Origin of the sequence: Pontibacter lucknowensis (genome assembly GCF_900156415.1) — a bacterium.
Lineage (GTDB): Bacteria > Bacteroidota > Bacteroidia > Cytophagales > Hymenobacteraceae > Pontibacter > Pontibacter lucknowensis.
The window spans coordinates 52,694-69,344 of sequence record NZ_FTNM01000005.1; the positions used below are offsets into that span (position 1 = coordinate 52,694).

At 50.1% G+C, this 16,651-nt stretch carries 13 protein-coding genes; 5 read left to right on the forward strand and 8 right to left on the reverse strand.

The features are described 5' to 3' along the window. Positions 1-83 precede the first annotated feature (83 nt). Complete coding sequence (gene mdh, locus BW972_RS15220; protein ID WP_007653210.1) at positions 84-1,025, forward strand: malate dehydrogenase; 942 nt, start codon at positions 84-86, stop codon at positions 1,023-1,025. 82 nt (positions 1,026-1,107) lie between these two features. Here mdh and BW972_RS15225 read toward each other — a convergent pair whose 3' ends face one another. The 3 genes from BW972_RS15225 to mutL all read right to left on the reverse strand — a co-directional run bounded on the left by BW972_RS15225 (position 1,108) and on the right by mutL (position 4,796). Then, positions 1,108-2,025, reverse strand: a complete 918-nt coding sequence (locus BW972_RS15225) for a rhomboid family intramembrane serine protease (protein WP_007653206.1) — start codon at positions 2,023-2,025, stop codon at positions 1,108-1,110. A gap of 69 nt (positions 2,026-2,094) precedes the next feature. Then, positions 2,095-2,856 (reverse strand): rhomboid family intramembrane serine protease, encoded by a 762-nt coding sequence (locus BW972_RS15230; RefSeq protein WP_007653204.1) that lies wholly within the window; start codon positions 2,854-2,856, stop codon positions 2,095-2,097. A gap of 113 nt (positions 2,857-2,969) precedes the next feature. After that, positions 2,970-4,796, reverse strand: a complete 1,827-nt coding sequence (mutL, locus tag BW972_RS15235; RefSeq protein WP_076422756.1) for a DNA mismatch repair endonuclease MutL — start codon at positions 4,794-4,796, stop codon at positions 2,970-2,972. A gap of 410 nt (positions 4,797-5,206) precedes the next feature. On the opposite strand from mutL, the gene BW972_RS15240 reads away from it, so the two are divergent. The 3 genes from BW972_RS15240 (at position 5,207) to serA (ending at position 11,648) form a co-directional block, all read left to right on the forward strand. Then, a complete protein-coding gene (locus BW972_RS15240; RefSeq protein ID WP_083674207.1) occupies positions 5,207-8,110 on the forward strand; it encodes a serine hydrolase domain-containing protein in 2,904 nt (967 codons plus the stop codon). 69 nt (positions 8,111-8,179) lie between these two features. Beyond that, on the forward strand, positions 8,180-9,328 hold the full coding sequence (gene bshA / locus BW972_RS15245; RefSeq protein WP_192811626.1) for an N-acetyl-alpha-D-glucosaminyl L-malate synthase BshA: 1,149 nt from the start codon (positions 8,180-8,182) through the stop codon (positions 9,326-9,328). A 427-nt stretch (positions 9,329-9,755) separates the two neighbouring features. Further along, positions 9,756-11,648, forward strand: a complete 1,893-nt coding sequence (serA, locus tag BW972_RS15250) for a phosphoglycerate dehydrogenase (protein WP_076422758.1) — start codon at positions 9,756-9,758, stop codon at positions 11,646-11,648. Here serA and BW972_RS15255 read toward each other — a convergent pair. Then, on the reverse strand, positions 11,645-12,178 hold the full coding sequence (locus BW972_RS15255; protein ID WP_076422759.1) for a DUF7935 family protein: 534 nt from the start codon (positions 12,176-12,178) through the stop codon (positions 11,645-11,647). The genes serA and BW972_RS15255 overlap by 4 nt on opposite strands. Before the next feature lie 156 nt (positions 12,179-12,334). On the opposite strand from BW972_RS15255, the gene BW972_RS15260 reads away from it, so the two are divergent. Further along, on the forward strand, positions 12,335-12,682 hold the full coding sequence (locus tag BW972_RS15260) for a HesB/IscA family protein (protein ID WP_076422951.1): 348 nt from the start codon (positions 12,335-12,337) through the stop codon (positions 12,680-12,682). A gap of 67 nt (positions 12,683-12,749) precedes the next feature. Here the strand turns inward: BW972_RS15260 and BW972_RS15265 are convergent, their stop codons facing one another. The 4 genes from BW972_RS15265 to BW972_RS15280 all read right to left on the reverse strand — a co-directional run bounded on the left by BW972_RS15265 (position 12,750) and on the right by BW972_RS15280 (position 16,465). Further along, positions 12,750-13,229, reverse strand: coding sequence for a hypothetical protein (locus BW972_RS15265; RefSeq protein ID WP_076422760.1), 480 nt, complete (start codon positions 13,227-13,229; stop codon positions 12,750-12,752). Positions 13,230-13,239: 10 nt separating this feature from the next. After that, positions 13,240-14,133 carry a ChaN family lipoprotein gene (locus BW972_RS15270; RefSeq protein WP_083674208.1) on the reverse strand — a complete coding sequence of 298 codons (894 nt, stop codon included), beginning with the start codon at positions 14,131-14,133 and terminating at the stop codon, positions 13,240-13,242. A gap of 90 nt (positions 14,134-14,223) precedes the next feature. Next, complete coding sequence (locus BW972_RS15275; RefSeq protein WP_007653176.1) at positions 14,224-15,561, reverse strand: ABC transporter permease; 1,338 nt, start codon at positions 15,559-15,561, stop codon at positions 14,224-14,226. Then, the gene (locus tag BW972_RS15280) at positions 15,554-16,465 is read right to left on the reverse strand and encodes an ABC transporter ATP-binding protein (RefSeq protein WP_076422761.1); all 912 of its coding nucleotides are present in this window, start codon (positions 16,463-16,465) and stop codon (positions 15,554-15,556) included. Before BW972_RS15280 ends, BW972_RS15275 begins: the two co-directional genes overlap by 8 nt. Positions 16,466-16,651: the final 186 nt, after the last annotated feature.

Genomic DNA, 16,651 nt, shown 5'->3' on the forward strand with positions numbered 1-16,651 from the left:
ACTAAACACGCTTTTAATAATAGATTTTTCTAATTTTACGGAAGTAAACCGAATCTCAAACCATAATTAAAGTATATCCTACAATGAAAGTAACCGTAGTTGGAGCTGGTAACGTGGGTGCAACGTGCGCCGATGTATTGGCTTACCGCGAAATCGCGAACGAAGTAGTTTTAGTGGATATTAAAGAAGGTTTTGCTGAGGGCAAAGCGCTTGATATCTGGCAGAAAGCCCCCATCAACCTGTACGACACGCGCACTGTTGGCGTAACCAACGATTACAGCAAGACTGCTGGTTCTGACGTGGTAGTGATCACTTCTGGTCTGCCGCGCAAGCCGGGCATGACGCGCGATGACCTGATCTCTACCAATGCCGGCATCGTGCAGTCGGTAACTGAGAACATCGTAAAGCACTCTCCTGACGCCATCATCATCGTGGTTTCTAACCCACTTGACGTGATGACCTATGCGGCACACATCACTTCCAAGCTGCCACGCACCCGCGTAATGGGTATGGCTGGTATCCTGGACACTGCCCGTTACCGTGCATTCCTGGCTGAGGCCCTGAACGTATCTCCAAAAGACATACAGGCAGTATTGATGGGTGGCCACGGCGACACCATGGTTCCACTTCCACGCTACACGACGGTTGGCGGTATACCTGTAACGGAGCTGATCGACGAAGAAACACTGAACGCTATTGTTGACCGCACCAAGAACGGTGGTGGCGAACTGGTGAAACTGATGGGTACTTCTGCCTGGTACGCACCGGGTTCAGCAGCTGCTCAGATGGTGGAGGCAATCGTACGCGACCAGCGTCGTGTATTCCCTGTTTGCGTGAAGTTGGAAGGTGAGTACGGCATCGACGGCGTATACCTGGGTGTTCCGGTAATCCTGGGCAAAAACGGTATCGAGAAGATCATCGAACTGCAACTGAACGAAGACGAGAAGCAACTGCTGGAGACGTCACGCGGTCACGTGAAAGAAGTAATGGATGCGCTGGATAACATCAACGCAGCCAAAGCTTAATCGCTATACCTGCTTATCCATACAAAAAGCGCCGCTTCTGCAAAGGAGCGGCGCTTTTTTGTTTGTATCTTTTGTGCGATAATCAATCTTTTTGACTAGCCTGAAACAGCTTCTGCTTCTCTTCTTTTGAAAGGCTCTCGTATCCCGAAACCGAGATTTTGTCCAGGATCAGGTCGATTTCCATCTGGCTGGGTTTACCGGCATAGCCAGTGTGGTAACCGGAGTTGTTACGGGCGCCATTATTCCCCACAGTCGCTTTCTGCCGGTGCGTTACTTTCAGTTTCGGTCGGCGTTTAAACAGACCGGTAAAAAAGTCCATGGTGCCATGCAACGGACGGCCCATGTCGCGGCCGCGCTGCAACTGCTTAATGAATAGCCACCCAAAGAGGGCGCCGCCTAAGTGGGCGATGTTACCACCGGCATTGTCGCCAATCGCTCCGGAAATAGAAAGTATCACCAGAAAGGCTGCGATGTACTTGATGCGCACCGGACCGATGATAAGCAGGTTAAAGGTATAGTTCGGTATCAGCGTGGCAGCTGCTACAACCACCGCCAGTACACTCGCTGAGGCACCGATCATCACGGCATACGCGGCACGATCGGCAAAGTATGGAATCAGGTTGTAACTCAGGATGTAGAGCAAACCACCGGCTATACCTCCCAGTATGTAGAGGCTCAGTAATTTTTTTTCACCCAGATACTCCCTGATCAACTGCCCGAACCAGTAAAGGTTGAGCATGTTGAAGATGATGTGCAGGAAACCCTCGTGCGTGAAGAAATATGAAATGATCGTCCAGGGACGGGTGATGAAAACGAGCGGGTCAGAGGGCAGTGCGATAAACCGCATCAAGCCACTGTAAGCCCAGCTGCTACTGGTCAGGAACAACACCGTCCGGAGCGTGATCAGCACCACAAAAACAATGACGTTGATGAGGATAAGCTGCTTCAGGGTGTTGTTCGGCTGCCGGAAAGAGTCTTTTATGTCTTGGATAATACTCATTATACCTGTTAGCTGAAAAGAGCGGGAAGGCTTTTGCGCCTTACTACCTTATACTTATTGTTTTTACTATTACGTATCCTGATAATCGTTGCGTTGCCACATTTTTATAAGAATATACGCAAATAACATACCACCGAGGTGCGCAAAGTGGGCCACATTGTCGCCGGGTATACGGTTAAAGCCCGCATATAGCTCGTAGCCCCCATACAGGAGTACAAAATATTTGGCTTTTATAGGTATGGGCAGAAAGAGCAGGAAAAGCTCCAGATTTGGGAATAGCATCCCAAATGCCATCAGTATTCCAAACACTGCACCAGATGCTCCTAGCATGGGCATGTTGAAAGTTTGATTGAAGACGGCACGTACAGCTTTCTTACTTTCTGAGATATATCCCTCGTTGTCTGGATTGCGCTGGTACTCAATAGCAAAGCGCTTCTCGTAACCACCTGCGTAGTGTGACTCCATAAAGTTATAAAAGCCTGTTGGGGTCGGGTTTTCGATGTATTGTACCGCCTCGGTTTCAATCGTATTCAATTCGTATGCCCGAACACCGGAATAGAGCATACTGGCTCCCAAACCTGTGATCAGGTAAAAGGCCAGGAAGCGCTGTGAGCCCCAGAAACGCTCCAGCAAGGGCCCGAATATGAACAAGCTGAACATGTTGCTGAACAGGTGTGCCCAGCCGCCATGCAGGAACATGTGAGTGAAAATCTGAACCGGCTGAAAATAATCAGAGGCAAAATGGTGCAGCGCAAACTGTCGGTAGTCGAACACACCATTTGCCTGCAGTATAAATACGACCACGTTGATGATCAGGAGATTCCTGACCATGGGGGTTATATTGAACATCTTATCTTCTTTTTCTCGAGTTGATCGCTATACCTGAGACTACGCCCCGAAAACCAAAATCAATAGTTTAACAATCAACAATTTAACAATTCAAATCACCCCTTCAGGAAAAGCTCATGCAGCTGACCGAGCTCCATGATGACCAGCGTCTTCTGCCCGCCGGGGGTATAGTTGGGCACTTCGCAGCCGAACAGCTTGTCTACGAGTGAGTTCATCTCAAGGTCTGACATGCGCGGCTGCAGTTTGGAAGCCAGTCGTTTGGCCATGGCCCGGGCCAGGTTCTCCCGCTTATCCAACTTGAGCGTGGCCAAATTGTTTTTGTACTGCTCAATCAGCTCCTCGAGCAGCTCTTTTTCGTTGGCCGCCTGCACATCGGCAGGTATAGCGTTCAGGATGATGGTGTTGCCGCCAAAGTCCTCGAACTGGAAGCCCAACTCCTGAAACTCTGCCCGGAGCTCCTTTACCAAAGCTGAATCGGTGGGTGAGAGCTCGATGGTCTGCGGAAAAAGAAGCGCCTGCGAGGTCACCATCTTCTTCTGCAGCGAAGCCATGTACTTTTCGTATAGAATCCGCTCCTGCGCCGCCTGTTGGTCAATGATCATCACACCAGACTTTACCTGCACCAACAAGTACTTGTGATGCACCTGCAAAGTTTTGCTGGACGTGGTCATAGGCGCGGCAAAAGTATCGTCGAGCAAGCCCATACCGGATGGCGAGGTAATCCGCTCTTCTTCTTGCTCTATCGCCTGACCGTTCCGAAGCGGTTCGTACAATTGCTCCCAGCCATTAACGCTAGCCTTTTTAGGCGAGGACGGCACTTTAAAGCCCGGGAAGGTGCCTTCCTTCTCAAAACCCTCTCCCCCATGCGGCATCCGGATCGGCTGCAGCGGAGCAAAGTTCACGTCACTCTGGAAATCGAGCGAAGGGGCAATGTTGTGCGTGCCCAGCGACTTCTTGACAGCGGCATGCACGATGGCGTACACTGTCTTCTCGTCTTCGAACTTGATCTCGGTCTTGGTCGGGTGCACGTTAATGTCGATCCGCTCCGGCTCAATGTCAATAAAGAGCACATAAAACGGATGGCTGTCTTTCGGCAGGAGCCCCTCATAGGCCGTCATCACGGCATGATTGAGGTAGCCGCTCTTGATAAAACGGTTGTTTACGAAGAAGAATTGCTCGCCACGGGTCTTCTTAGCAAACTCTGGCTTGCCAATGTAGCCGCGCACGCTCATAAAGGGCGTTTCTTCTTCGCAGCCGGCCATTTGCTCTTTGTAGTTGTTGCCAAACACGCCCACAATGCGCTGGCTCAGCTTTCCGGCCGGCAGACTGAATATCTCCACATCGTTGTGGTGCAGTGTAAAGGCCACTTCCGGGTAAGCCAGGGCCACCCGCTGAAACTCGTCGAGTATGTGTCGCATTTCCACCGCGTTCGTTTTCAGAAAATTGCGGCGGGCAGGTACGTTATAGAAAAGGTTTTTGACAGCAATGGAAGTACCAGCAGCTATTGCGGCTGGTTCCTGCGCGGCCACCGTGGAGCCTTCCACCAGCAAGCGGGTACCCGTTTCGGCACCGTGCGGCTTGGTTTTGAGCTCTACCTGCGCCACCGCCCCGATCGAAGCCATGGCCTCTCCCCGGAAGCCCATCGTCCGGATCCGGAACAGGTCTTCTGTGGACTTGATTTTAGAAGTGGCATGTCGCTCAAAGCACATGCGGGCGTCGGTTTCCGACATGCCGATACCGTTGTCCACTACCTGCACCAGCTGCTTGCCAGCTTCCTTCACGATCAGTTGCACGCTTGTGGCACGGGCGTCAATGGCGTTCTCCAGCAGTTCTTTTACCACCGATGAAGGCCGCTGCACCACTTCACCAGCGGCTATCTGGTTAGCCAGGTAATCGGGCAATAAGTGTATAATATCGGACATCCGCTATTTCTAATTCAATTTAGGGTATCTTCCAGGCAAAATCTTGCGTTTTTAATAAAAACGGTCGGATTTTTGAATATACTATTTTGTCAAAACAGAACTTATTCAGAACAAATTTTATTACTAATTTACAGACCAGTTGCGAAATGGGTCGAAAATTAGAAGAGAGTCTGGATTCTGATTTTAACAAGAGACCGACGTATGGCTTGTGGCTCTCGAGGCGTTAGCATCTACAAAGGCCATCCGCTATACCGCCTGTCAGGGGCAGAAAGACTGGAAATAATTTTTCTCGTTTTTTGAACCGCCTTCTGCAAAAATAGGCTTAATTTCGACTTGTTCCAATATAATAATACCAGTACAGGATGTTGAAGAGTTTTAGCTTAGGATTACTTATACTTATCTTTCTCGGAATGGGACCGCTGATGTCACTGACACCGTCAGACAACATCATTGTGGCCTCCAAAGAGCAGAGCTGGGTAGACAGTGTCTTCACATCCATGACTCCGAATCAGCGTATCGGCCAGCTGTTTATGGTGGCCGCCTACTCCAACAAAGACGAAAAACACTTCCGCCAGATCGACACCCTGGTAGCCCGCTACAATGTGGGTGGCATTATGTTCATGCAGGGTGGTCCGGTAAGGCAGGCACAATTGACCAACCGCTTCCAAAGCAAGGCAAAAGTACCCGCCTTGATCGCCCTGGACGCCGAGTGGGGCCTGAACATGCGCCTTGATAGCAGCATGCACTTTGCCAAGCAAATGACGCTGGGCGCGCTCAACGACGACAAGTACATATACCTGATGGGCCGCGAGATTGCGCTCAAGATGAAGCGCATGGGCGTACACGTGAGCTTCTCACCCGTACTGGACGTGAACGTGAACCCAGCCAACCCGGTGATCGGTAACCGTTCTTTCGGTGAGACTAAAGAAGAAGTAGCCCGTCGCGGTGTAGCTTACATTAAAGGGCTGCAGGACCACGGTGTGATTGCTGTTGCCAAGCACTTCCCCGGCCATGGCGACACAGATACTGATTCCCACCTAACCCTTCCGGTGGTAAACCACGATATGAAACGCCTTTCGGAGGTGGAGCTATACCCTTTCCATAAGTCATTTGAGGCCGGTGTGATGGGCGTGATGGTGGCGCACCTGCACATGCCGAAGATCGACTCCACTAAAAATCAGGCAGCTACACTTTCCAAGCCGATCGTAACGGGCATTCTGAAAGAGAAAATGAAATACAAGGGCCTGGTATTTACCGACGCTCTGAACATGAAAGGCGTGAGCAGCTTCTACAAGCCCGGTGAAGTCGATTTGAAGGCTTTGATGGCTGGTAACGACGTGCTTTTATTCCCGGAGGATGTGCCAACCGCTATCCGTAAGATCAACGAAGCTATCACAACCAAGCAAATTAAGCAGGAAGACATTGACCAGCGTGTACGCAAGATTCTGCACGCTAAATACTGGGCTGGTCTGAACAACTATAAGCCGGTATCGCTGACGAACCTGCAGCAGGATGTGGATCGTCCGCTGAGCAATGTGGTGCAGGAGCAGCTGTATGAGCATGCTGTAACGGTAGCCCGCAACAAGGCCAGCCTGATTCCTTTCCGTAACCTGGATACGCTGAACATTGCATCGGTGGCCATCGGTACAGGTCCGAACAGTGTGTTCCAGCAGACACTGGGCAATTACGCTCCGGTGACCAAGTTTAACATCAAGGACCGATTTGCACCGGACTCCGCCTTCACTAAGCTTATACCTAAGCTGCAGGACCATGATGTGGTGGTAGTAAGCGTGCACGGCATGAACAATACGCCTTTCAAGGATTTTGGAATTGGCTTGGGCACACGTGCTTTTGTGCAATACCTGCAGAAGAGCACTAATAAGAAAGTAGTGGTAGCTGTGTTCGGCAATGCCTATAGCCTGAAGTTCTTTGACCAGAGTGAGTGGCTGTTAGCTGGTTACGAAGACAACCCAACCTCGCAGTCGCTGGTGCCGCAGGTGCTGTTTGGTGCCCGCGCCGCCAAAGGCAAATTACCTGTAACGGCTTCGGCTACGCTGAAAGCAGGAACAGGTATAGCTACTCCTGCCCTCGGTCGCCTGAAGTACGGCACTCCTGAGAGTGTAGGAATGGACTCCAAGACCCTGGCGCAGATCGATAACATAGCCACTGAAGCCATTGCCTATGCCGCAACGCCGGGTGCGCAGGTGCTGGTGGTGAAAAACGGCACCGTGATCTTCAACAAATCATACGGCCACTATACCTACGACAAGAAAAAGCCTGTTACAAATAACACGGTATATGATATCGCTTCCATCACCAAAGTGGCGGCTACGCTGCAGGCGGTGATGTTCCTCAAAGACCAGGGCAAGATCAACCTGGACGAGAAAGTATCGACTTACCTGCCGGAGCTGAAAGGCACCAACAAGGCTAACCTGGTGATTCGTGATGTGCTGGCCCACCAGTCAGGTTTACGGGCAGGTATACCGCACTGGCAGAAAACGCTGGACAAGCTGCAACTGAACCAGACCTTCTACGCCAGCGCTCAGAATGATGTGTTCCCGAACGAAGTGGTGCCAGGTATCTACTCCATCAAATCGATGGAAGATTCGCTGTGGGCCTGGACAGTGCGTTCACCCCTGCTGGTGAAGCCAAAGGCTGCCAAGACGTATGACTACCAGTACAGCGACCTTGGGTTCTACATTCTCAAGCGGATGTCGGAGCGCATGCTGAACCAGCCGCTAAACGAGTTTATGGATCAGAACTTTTACGGTCCGCTCGGCTTGAGCACCATGACCTATAATCCACTCCTGAAGCACCAGCGCGACGTGATCGTGCCGACAGAGGATGACAATTATTTCCGTAAGAACCTGATCTGGGGCACGGTGCATGACCAGGGCGCTGCCATGATGGGCGGTGTGGGTGGCCACGCAGGTCTTTTCTCCAACGCCAACGACCTAGCCGTGCTTATGCAAATGAACCTGCAGAACGGTAAGTACGGCGGACACCAGTTCTACAAATCGGAGGTGGTGAGCGAGTTTGCGAAAAGACAATCAACTACGAGTCGCCGCGGATTGGGCTGGGACAAACCAGACCCTGACGGTAATGGCCCAACGTCGAATCTGGCCTCAAACGCAACCTTTGGCCACACAGGCTTTACCGGAACAGGGGCCTGGGTAGATCCTGACAACCAACTGATTTACATATTCCTTTCCAACAGAGTATACCCGGATGCGAGCAACTCCAAACTCGTGAAGTACAACATCCGCACCCGTATACACGATGTGATCTATAAAGCGATAGTACCTAAAACTTAAATAAAAAGGATAATTTTACGAGTGCAGCTCCGCATAGGGCTGCACTTGTTGTTTCCTCAGCATAAAACCATGAAAATCGGAATAGTTTGTTATCCTACCTTTGGGGGAAGTGGCGTGGTTGCCACAGAGCTCGGCAAGGAACTGGCGCTAAAAGGCCACCAGGTGCACTTCATCACCTATAGCCAGCCAGCCCGACTGGATTTTTTTAACGAGAATGTTTCCTACCACGAGGTATACATCCCGAACTACCCACTCTTTCAGTACCCGCCATACGAACTAGCGCTGGCCAGCAAAATGGTAGACATAGCCCGTTTTGAGAAGCTTGACGTGCTGCATGTGCATTATGCCATACCCCATGCGTCGGCAGCCTACATGGCCAAACAGATCCTGCGAACCAAAGGCATTTACATACCTGTTATCACCACCCTGCACGGCACGGATATCACCCTGGTAGGCAAGGATGCTTCGTTTGAGCCGGTAGTCACCTTCAGCATAAACCAGTCAGATGGCGTGACGGCTGTCTCGGAGAGTCTCCGAACCGAAACGTATGAGTTCTTTCAGATCGAGAAAGACATTGAAGTGATTCCAAACTTCATTGATCTAAAAAAATTCAAGCGCCAGAAGAAAGAGCACTTCCGGGCAGCCATCAGTCCGAACAACGAAAAGCTGTTGGTACATACCTCCAACTTCCGGGGGGTGAAGCGTGTAGAAGACGTTATCCGGATTTTTGCCAAGGTGCGTGAAAAAATGCCATCGAAGCTCCTGTTGGTGGGTGACGGACCAGAGCGACCTAAAATGGAGAAACTCTGCCGCGACCTGAAAATCTGCAATGACGTGCGTTTCTTGGGTAAACTGGAGGCAGTAGAAGAAGTGCTGTCCATTGCTGACTTGTTCCTGATGCCTTCCGAGAAAGAGAGTTTTGGTTTGGCCGCACTCGAAGCGATGGCTTGCGAAGTACCTGTTATCTCAACCAACGCAGGCGGTATACCTGAACTCAATGTGCACGGCGTAACCGGCTTCGTAAGCGAAGTAGGCGATGTGGATGACATGGTGAAAAACGCCCTGCACATCCTCGACGATGCCAACCTGCCTACCTTCAAGGCAAATGCATTGGCCCGTGCTCATCATTTTGATATCGATAAGATTGTGCCGCTCTACGAGCAATTCTACCAGCGCATCATCGACGCGCAACTGGCTGAAGCAGGCAACCCCTTATAGAGCAGAAATAAATTGAAGAAAAATCCGGCCGCTATACCTGTTGCCGGATTTTTTTATGCCTTATATTTACTTTGGTGTGTTATATTATTGCCGTCATCCCAATGTAAGGATGTAAAATAAGAGCACACCCCTGCCCCTCTCAAAAGGAGAGCAGTTTCACTTTACTTTTTATGTCATCCTGAAAAGATCCTGGTAAAGAGGGCCTCTACCCCCCAATAGTATAAGCTTAACTTCCCGGGGTTGGCCCCCCTATTTCAACCAAGTTTCTTTAGGGAATGACAATAATTTTTGAGTCTGTATTCTTAGAATGAAACACACCCCTCTCAAGAGGGAAGTTTTAACTTTAATATAGCGCGAATATAGCGTGGGCGAGGACACTTGCGCCATGCGTATACCTTACAATTAAACTCTATTACCCGACCAAACTATGGCAAAAGACAAGTACTACATCATCGACTTCGACAGCACTTTTACACAGGTAGAGGCACTGGATGAACTGGGCGAAATAAGTCTGGCGGGTGAGGAGAACAAAGACGAAATCCTGCAGCAAATTAAGGATCTGACCAATGGCGCCATGGAAGGGAGGAGCTCGTTTACCGAAGGCCTGTCCAAAAGGCTGGCTTTACTCAAAGCGAACCGACGGCATCTGAAGCCACTGATTCAGCTTTTGCAGACCAAGGTGTCGGACTCCATCAAGCGTAACAAAGAGTTCTTCCAGACTTATGCCGACCATATCCTGATCGTATCAAGTGGCTTCAAAGAGTTCATCACCCCGATCGTGACCGAGTATGGCATCAAGGAAGAAAACATTTACGCCAATACCTTCAGGTTTGACGAACAAGGCAACATCATTGGCTTTGATGAAGAGAACCTGCTGTGCCTGGACCGGGGTAAGATAAAGCTACTTGAAGAGCTGGCGCTGGAAGGCGATGTGTATGTGCTGGGCGATGGGTATACCGATTACGAGATAAAAGAAGCCGGACTGGCCAATAAGTTCTATGCTTTCACCGAAAACGTGGTGCGCGACAGCGTAGTAGCGAAAGCTGACGACGTGGCTCCAAGTCTGGACGAGTTTCTGTATCAACACAAACTGCCGATGGCGATCTCCTATCCCAAAAACCGCATTCGGGTGCTTTTGCTGGAGAACGTACATCCCAAAGCCGTCGAGTTGTTCAAGCGTGAGGGCTACCAGATCGAGACTGTATCGGGAGCTTTGAGTGAGGATGAGCTGTGCGAGCGGATCAGGAATGTGTCGGTGCTGGGTATACGCTCTAAAACGCAGGTGACGAAGCGCGTACTCGAGCATGCCAACAAACTGATGTGTATCGGTGCATTCTGCATCGGCACCAACCAGATCGACCTGAGCGCCTGCCTGGACGCCGGTGTAGCCGTGTTTAATGCGCCTTACAGTAATACCCGTAGCGTAGTGGAACTGGCCATCGGTGAGATCATCATGCTTTGCCGTAATGCCGTTGACAAAAGCATTAAAATGCATCAGGGCATTTGGGATAAGTCGGCTACCGGCAGCGTAGAGGTACGTGACAAAAAACTGGGCATAATCGGTTACGGCAGCATTGGAGCGCAACTGTCAGTGCTGGCGGAGGCATTGGGCATGGTGGTGTACTACTACGATGTGGTTGAAAGACTACAGCTCGGCAATGCCCGTAAATGCGAAACGCTGAAACAACTGCTTCAAATAGCTGACATTGTGAGCCTGCACGTAGACGGCCGCACCAGCAACCAGGGCATGTTCGGTGCAGAAGAGTTTGCCGCCATGAAGGACGGGGCCATCTTTTTGAACCTCAGTCGTGGCCATATCGTGGACTTACCTGCTCTGGTGGAAGCCATAAAATCAGGGAAGGTACGTGGCGCGGCGGTGGATGTGTACCCGTATGAGCCGGCCACTAATGACGAGGAGTTTGTAAGTGAACTGCGTGGACTGCCCAATGTCATCCTGACCCCGCACATCGGTGGCAGCACACAGGAGGCGCAGGAGAACATCGGTACCTTTGTGCCAAGCCGCATTATGGAGTATATCAACACTGGCAACAGCTACCAGAGCGTGAACTTCCCGAACATCCAGCTGCCAGAGCTCAAGAATGCGCACCGCCTGATTCACATCCACCAGAATGTGCCGGGCGTGCTTGCCAATATAAACAGCGTGCTGGCCGGCAACCAGGTGAACATCTTAGGTCAGTACCTTAAAACCAATGAGCAGATCGGCTACGTGATCACCGACATCGACAAGCTATATGATAAGAAAGTGATCGAGGAGATGAAGCGGGTTCCGGCTACCATCAAGTTCAGGATCTTATATTAAAACACCTGCCCGATCTCCTGCTTCAGATAGCTGATAGCTTTGGCAGTTGGGTCGATTTCGTTGTTGAGCACGTTTTCCAGAATGCGTTTGGCCAGTTCCGTGCCTTTTGCCTTTTCATCGAGGCTTTGGAAGGATTTGTTGATCAGGTTCACAACTTCTTCGCGAGCGTGCCTTACCTGCTGCCAGGCCTGCTCGGTCATGTATACCTGCTGCGACATGTTGTGATTAAACTCGTTTCGGATTTCGGTGAGCAGGATGCGGTGGTACTCGGCGGCTGTGTGGCCTCCCCCACTCACCCGCAGCAAGAGGTTGCTTGGCGTAATGCGCTCCAACAACAGCACAATGCGCTCATAGGCCTGTAGCCGGATAGGCGTCACGACCTCCGCATTTTTATGGCGTAGCTCCAGCAAGCGCAGCTTATAGTCCCGCTCCAGAAACTTTTTCAGCATAGAGTAAGCTACTGCGGCCACCAAAATGGCAGGTATAGAGATTTTAAGTATATCGAGTATAATGTTGGTGCCTTCTTCCATTTGCGATTGTTTTGAACCTTAAATATCGGAAAAAATTAATTTAGGTTGGCATGAATCATTTTCCAGGTACAGCTGTTTAGCTAATACACCGGAGTGCTGCAGCAAAATTGCAAGTAATTGCGTAAATTGCAGCTCCATTTCAAATTTGAACAGACTATGGCAACTGAAACAAAAACTGCACCGATAGCGCTTACTGAAAAAGCACTGGCTGAAGTTAAAAATATAATGCAAGAGAAAAACGTACCTGCTGAATACGGCCTGCGCATTGGCGTGCAAGGCGGTGGCTGCTCTGGTATGTCCTACCTGCTGGGCTTTGATAAAGCAAAGGACTCTGACGAGATCTACACCCTTGAAGGTTTGAACCTGATCATGGACAAGAAGCACGCGATGTATGTACTGGGTATGGAAGTTGACTTCCAGGACGGTCTGAACGCCCGTGGTTTCGTTTTCAACAACCCACAGGCTAAGAGCACCTGCGGTTGCGGCAGCTCATTCTCTGCATAAGCTAAAAATACCTTCTTTCTCTTTAGAAAGACAAAGCCCGGCCAAATGGCCGGGCTTTGTTGTTTTATCAGTGGCGATCATCATACTGCGTAACCCTAACTACGGTGCCTTCTTTAAACTCAATGTCAATTACATGGGGTAATAAAGAGAAAGGACCTGGCAAACGCCCAGTATAATATTTCCACCGTTCATTCCTTTGATTCTCTCTTCCTGTAGTACCCAGCCACTTTTCAACATCCGATCTGTTCTTCCCAATAAGTAGCTCACGAGCAATTAGGTCCTCTGTCATCTTATACCTTTTATCCGGCTTTTCCCACCACTTTGCCTGATCAAAGCTTGTTTTTGGGTAATAGCGCCAGATAGCCAGGCTTGAAGAGTAAGTGAGCAGGAAACTCAAAAGGATGAAAGATAATGCACCAGCCCATACTGTAAATTTTCCGAGCCCATACCTTTGCATTACAGGCCTAAGCTTGAAATAACTCACGACGCAGAGTCCTACAAAGGCTGCTATAAGGTAAATTAACCAGGAGAATGTAGCTACCAGCATAGGTACGCGCTTAGTAGGTTCTCGTCATACTCGATGGCACTACCAGAATATAATCCGCCTTCTGCTTATGCTCCTCTGTCAGCTTGTCCAGGTCTTCCTGCAGCACGGTGGTAATGGTCATGGTCCTGAGTTGCGGATTGCCCTGCTTCAGATACCAGCCTATACCCTCAAAATTATCGGAGTGATAAGCGCCGTTCAGATGTAACATCTTTTTGCCTTTGTTTACCTGCTGCAGGATGAAATGAGCCATGGTGGCGTCTTTCAGGGCCTGAGCCTGCACAATGTTTTCGCTTTTGGTATTGCCATGAGTGCCTTTGCCAAACATCGCCAGCATATTCTTATACCCGGGCAGGTCCATATCAACCTGCACAGGCAGCGGCGCAATGTAGCGTTTTGCATCTGCCGATACATGCTCCAACGCCTTCAAGCTACCTCCTGATACCATGGCAGCGTAACGGCGCGGCACATTGGTCGCGACAAAAGGTATGGACATTTCTTTCGCAAAGCGTACCACTGGTTTATAATCCGTCTGATAGTTATTCCAAGGCCGCGACTCCTGCTCAAAATTCTTCTCCGCTACCTGCCCTGACAGATACTCGTTCAGTACCAGTTGCACATCGGCTTCAAACATCTCGGCTCCTATGGTGAAGCGCTGCTGGTGAGCCTTGTGCAGGTCTTTGGCCACTTCTAATTGCAGCCAATGCGCGATCGGGTCGTTGTGCTGCTCACCAAACAGCACCACATCGGCCTTCTGCAGTTCTTCCAGCATTTTGCCATACTTCACCTGCTTGCCCTTTGCCGTGAAGAGTTGGTAGGCAGGTTTATCTTTATCGGTTTCGGAGGCAGTGGCTATACCTGTGGTGAACATAAGCAACAGGAGTGTCAGGAGTGAAAATCTCATCATAGTTATGGAGTATTTCGCCCAATCAAGTTACAAAAAAATAGCTGGCTCCGAAGAACCAGCTATGCTAATTTTATACCTATACCTGAGTGGCTATACCCTGTAGAACAACCACTTCGATAGTTCTTTGTAGTTGATCTTCTTGCCGTACATCAGTATACCTACGCGGTAGATCCTGGAGGCGATCCAGGTGGTGAAGATGAAGCCCAGAATGAGGAGCCCCATTGAAAGCAGGAGTTCGCTGGCAGGCACGCCGAATGGGATACGCACCATCATCACAATCGGGGATGTGAACGGAATGATCGACATCCAGAAAGCCACTGGCCCATCAGGATTCTGTATCACCACCGTGTAAGACATGATGAAGGAAATGATGAGCGGTATTGTGATCGGGAACATGAACTGCTGTGTGTCCGTCTCGTTGTCCACAGCCGCACCAATGGCCCCGAAGAGAGAACCGTACAGCAAGTACCCGCCCAAGAAGTAGAACAGGAAACTGCCTAATAGAAGTGGGAAGTTGAGGTTCGAGATGGCGCTGCTCACCTCGGACAAGGTATTCTGTTGGCTTGATTCTTCTGTCTCAGCAGACTCCTCTTCACCTGTTGCCATTGCACGGCCAGACTGCATCTGCTCGATTGGAGTAGGCGCCGGTTTAATGTCAAAGGCTGCCTGCACACCGCTTACCACGATAGCCGACAATACAACCCAGAGTAAAAACTGCGTCAATCCCACACCGGCTATACCTACAATCTTGCCCATCATGAGCTGAAAAGGCTTCACTGAGGAGATCATCACCTCCACAATGCGGTTGGTCTTCTCCTCTATCACGCCGCGCATGATCTGCACGCCATACAGGAAGATGAAGAAATAAATGATAACAGCCCCGATGATGCCAGCCCCGGACGTTACCCACACATTGCTGTCGCGCTCGCCGCTCTCGCTAAGGTTCACGGTGGTCATCGTCACGTTGGCCTTCATTTTATTGAGCATATCACGGTCTATACCGGAGGCCATGAAGCGCTGACTCTCAATTTCCTTCTCCAGCATATTCTCCAGCCTGAACTTCACCTGCAGACTGGTATTCTTCTTTGAATAGAGGCGGATACCTTCAGGCTTATCCAGATCAAGCTTCGGAATGTGCAGCAGTGCGGTGTAGTCTGTTTCCTGATAGGCAACTTTTGCCTGTTCCAGCGAACTGGCCGCTATCGGGATAATTTTCAGGTCCTCGCGGCTTTCCAGCTTATCTGCAAAGAGTCCGCTTTCGTCCAGCACCATCACCACGTCTTCACTGTCCGAAATAGTGGCGAGCCAGGCAGGTATGATCATGAAGGCGGCCAGCAACAGCGGTGTCAGGAAGGTCATGATGATGAAGCTTTTCTTCCGCACGCGTGTCAGGTATTCGCGCTGTATAATGAGCCAGATCTTATGCATGGTAAGTTTCTTTTACTTTTCGGATAAAAATGTCATTGATACTCGGTACAAGCTCCACAAACGAGTGTACCTCTACACGCTGAATCAGGTAACGCAGCAGGTCGTTTGGCGAAGCGCCATCGAGCAGGCGGATGGAAGCCCGGAACACACCGTGGTTGTCGTGCTGCTCCAGCACTTCAAAATCAGGTGACGTAATCAGCAATTGTCCGTTGCCGATTACCTGGTAGGTGTCCGTCTTGTAGGTGTCTTTAATTTCACGCACCGGACCGTCGAGCACTTTGCGAGAGCGGTTGATCAAGGCAATGTTATCGCAAAGCTCCTCTACCGACTCCATGCGGTGCGTCGAGAAAATGATGGTCGCCCCGTTGTCACGCAAACGCAGGATCTCGTCTTTGATCAGGTTGGCATTAATGGGGTCGAAACCAGAGAAAGGCTCGTCAAGGATTATCAGGGAAGGCTGATGCATAACGGTGGCCATGAACTGTACTTTCTGCTGCATCCCTTTGGAAAGGTCTTCAATGTTCTTATTCATCCATTCCTTTATCTCAAAGCGGGCCACCCATTCCTTAATGCGGGCAATGGCTTCGTCTTTGGTCAGGCCTTTGAGCTGGGCAAGGTATAGCAGCTGCTCCCCCACCTTCATTTTTTTATACAGACCGCGTTCTTCAGGCAGATAGCCCATGTCCTTGATGTGCGAAGGGCGCAGTTTCTCCCCTTTGAAGTATATCTCGCCGGAGTCGGCACCTGTAATCTGGGTGATGATACGGATCAGGGATGTTTTACCTGCTCCGTTTGGCCCCAGTAAGCCGAAGATGCAGCCCTGCGGGATGTCGAAGCTGACGTTGTCAAGGGCCGTGTGGTTGGCGTATCGCTTGGTTACGCCATCTATTTTAAGAATGCTCAATGCTGTTAACCTTTTGGTATGTTCAAAAATAGCCTTTTTGGGGCTGAGTGACAAGCAATATCAATAAAGCACTATACTTAATCGACTAACGCAGGTATAGGCTATACCAAATACGAGTGCTGGCTTTTATTAGCAACAAAAAAGCCTGCCTTCTCTACTGAAAAGGCAGGCTTTTGTTTATCTAGT